Source organism: uncultured Methanobrevibacter sp. (assembly GCF_937906425.1).
Classification (GTDB): Archaea; Methanobacteriota; Methanobacteria; order Methanobacteriales; family Methanobacteriaceae; genus Methanobrevibacter.
In genome coordinates this window covers 1-3,100 of sequence record NZ_CALCYR010000167.1, presented here as the reverse complement: position 1 = coordinate 3,100, position 3,100 = coordinate 1, and the positions used below count along the sequence as shown (strand labels likewise).

Sequence of the window (3,100 nt, the reverse complement as noted above, 5' to 3'; positions counted from 1 at the left end):
TTTTTTCTTAAAAAAAAGAATTTAATTAAGATTAAATTAAATAAAAAACCTATTTTTTCTCAAAAAAAAGAATTTAATTAAGATTAAATTAAATAAAAAACCTATTTTTTCTTAAAAAAAGAATTTAATTAAGATTAATAAGATTAAAATAAATAAAATCAACTCATTTTTATAAAAAAATAATTAAATATATAAATTTCTTTTTAAAGAATTTTAATAATTAAAAATTAAAAAATAAGAATTAATATTTAATAAAAATAAAAATGAATAAAAATAAAATAATAATTTTTAAAATGTAAAAATAAAAAATAAAAAAAGGAAATTACTTAAAAAAAGTAATTAAGTAAAAAACTAAATTTTAAAAAGGATTAGAGGGCTAGAAAGCTCCTCCGCCTCCTCCACCAGATCCGCCACCAATGTCTCCAATGGAACTATTGTCAGCAGCAGAGATAGTTGATGAAGCAATATTAAATGAATCATTAATATGACGGTATCCGCCAAGATAGTAGAACATATAAACGTCATTATAATAATAGTCGTCACCAGAACTATAAACATGTAGTTTCATAGCCTTATAAACCTCATCAGCAACTCCCAATGCAGTTGCATAAACAAGATACTGGTTCCATATTGCTATGGATTCAGGAGGATGCTCCTTAATCAATGAATAATCCTTAAGGAATTTCTTGAAATTCTCCCACTTTTCAGCATATTCCATTCCCTTGATTGTGTATTTGCCCCCAATTCCAGATGGCAGCAGCAGTGAAACCAAACCGAGAATTGCAAATAGAATAGCTATAATCAAGGTGATAAAGTTTCCTTTATACTCAAAGAAGAATGAGAATAGGCCTACAAGAATACCCAGTATAAGTGCAACTATACCGAAACCTTGAAGAATCTTATAACCCTTATCATCAAAGTATTCCCTTAAAAGACTGTCTGGAAGATATCTGTTTTTGAAGTTTTCTGTCCATTCATTATAACTGTTTTGATAGTCCCTTGCCTCACTTTCAGATCTAAGACAATCCTGCATATATGAGAAGCTTATTCTGCCATTGAGTTCATAAGGTCTTAGAATATCAATCAATTCAAGTTCATAATCCTTAAGGCCTTCAGTGGATTTGATTGTAAGGAATGTGGTTTTGGTAAACTCAGTATCCTCCTCTGAATCCACTCCAAGATTGCCCTTATTGATCATGTCCATGATTGTTGCCTGGAAAGCCTTTTGGTCAAGGTTTCCAATGCTTTTTGTCATGCTGCCCATCAATGCATTAACAAATGCAGGAGGGTCATTTGTTGGAGGTTCATGTTCATAAATGCCTTGATAATCTGTTTTAGGTTCCCTGCCAAATTTATAATAGATTCCAAGCGGAATTGAACATAGCGCTATCAAAATTATATCAATTATGGAACCTGCACTTGTCATGGCTTCATTGGAATTCTTATCATCTTCCTGCATTTTTCTTATCTTATCTGCAGCCTTTCCATCAACATGTTGAGCATATTCCGTACTTGAGAATTCCTTTAAAGGAATGAGAATCCTTGATTCAAGATATTTGCCTTCATTTACACCTGGAGACTTGATTGTCAAGGTGCCGTCACTGAAACTTGAACTTGCATCATTGTAATATGGATTAATCCAATATTCAACCTTCTTGTCATTAGGCAAGTGAATGGTTGCAGTCAATGAATCCAAACTCTCTTCCCATTCTTCTCCCCAAACATTATACTGCAATTCTGCAATGTCATCATAGACCTTTACAACATGTGTAAAGTCATATGTAAGGTAAATGGTCACATCCGAAGAAGAAGAAATCTTCTTTGTGTGAGCCTCATCAGCATAAAGATAGATTTTTATCCTTTCCTTGCTGCCTTGACTAATTATCTCATAAGTGGCATATGCACCATCTACAGCAACTTCAAGATTTTCAATGCTTTGATTTTTCTTGAGCGGAATGTCCCTATAGACACCATTTGCAGAACTGTCAAAATGATATGTGATTGCCTCATATACTGTTAAGAGACCATTGTCCTGAACATCAATGTCTATATTGGCATTGGTGAGGGAATAGTCAACTGCAGAAACAGAAGAAATTGAAATTAAGATTAATATTGATAATATAAGAACAGAAAAAAGTTTTTTATTAAATTTCATAAATTTCTCCCTAATTTGATAAACAATTTAAAATTTAAAGATTTAAACAATCTTAATAACTATATTTATTTAAATCAATGCTAAAATTAAATATTTTTATTAAAAACAAGATTAAAATTGAATTTAATTAATTAATTTACTAAAAACAACTCTAAAATTGAATTTAATTAACTTATTAATTAAAAACAACCCTAAAATTGAATTTGATTTAATTTTAATTAATTAAATTTTATTAATCATTGAATTTGATTAATGTTTATTTTAAAATTCTAGAATTCTACTTTAGGTACAGATCTAGCTTCTCCAGCAGTTTCAAAGAAGTCGGCTTGATTGAAATTAAAGATTCCAGCAACTATGCTACTAGGGAAGGTTTCACATTTATTGTTGTACATCAAGACTGTATCATTATAGAATTGTCTTGAATAAGCAATCTTGTCTTCACTTTCACTTAATTGGGATTGAAGTTCCTTGAAATTTTCATTTGCCTTTAATTCAGGATAGTTTTCAGCTACAGCAAATAAAGTTTTTAAGGTATTTGACAATTGATTGTTTGCTTCACTAATTTCTTTTACTCCGTTTGCATTCATCAATCCAGCTCTTGCAGCGGTAACTTCTTCAAAAACACCTTTTTCATGAGAAGCGTAACCTTTTACGGTTTCCACAAGATTTGGAATTAAATCAGCTCTACGATTTAATTGAACATCTATTTGTGCCCATGCATTTTTAACCTTATTTCTTGATTTAACTAAACCATTGTAAATGGAAACAACAAATAATAAAATTGCAATAATTATTACAATTATTACAATTGCTATTATCATTATCATATCCATAATATCACCTTTTTAATCAATTCGAAGATAAATTTTAATTATTTTAAAAAAATAGGCAAAAATCAAAGAAATTTAATAAATAAAATTAATTTTAAAAATTAAAAGTAAAATA

2 protein-coding genes are annotated in these 3,100 nt (G+C 29.3%); both read right to left on the bottom strand.

All coding sequences use genetic code 11. The features are described 5' to 3' along the window. Positions 1-376 precede the first annotated feature (376 nt). Complete coding sequence (locus tag Q0138_RS04715) at positions 377-2,155, bottom strand: DUF2207 domain-containing protein (RefSeq protein WP_297981588.1); 1,779 nt, start codon at positions 2,153-2,155, stop codon at positions 377-379. 269 nt (positions 2,156-2,424) lie between these two features. Continuing rightward, positions 2,425-2,988, bottom strand: coding sequence for a LemA family protein (locus Q0138_RS04710; protein WP_297981586.1), 564 nt, complete (start codon positions 2,986-2,988; stop codon positions 2,425-2,427). Positions 2,989-3,100 lie beyond the last annotated feature (112 nt).

Excerpts from the sequence above, each read along its gene's own strand:
- Q0138_RS04715 (WP_297981588.1), bottom strand. The coding sequence starts at position 2,155 with ATGAAATTTAATAAAAAACTTTTTTCTGTTCTTATATTATCAATATTA.
- Q0138_RS04710 (WP_297981586.1), bottom strand. The coding sequence starts at position 2,988 with ATGGATATGATAATGATAATAGCAATTGTAATAATTGTAATAATTATT.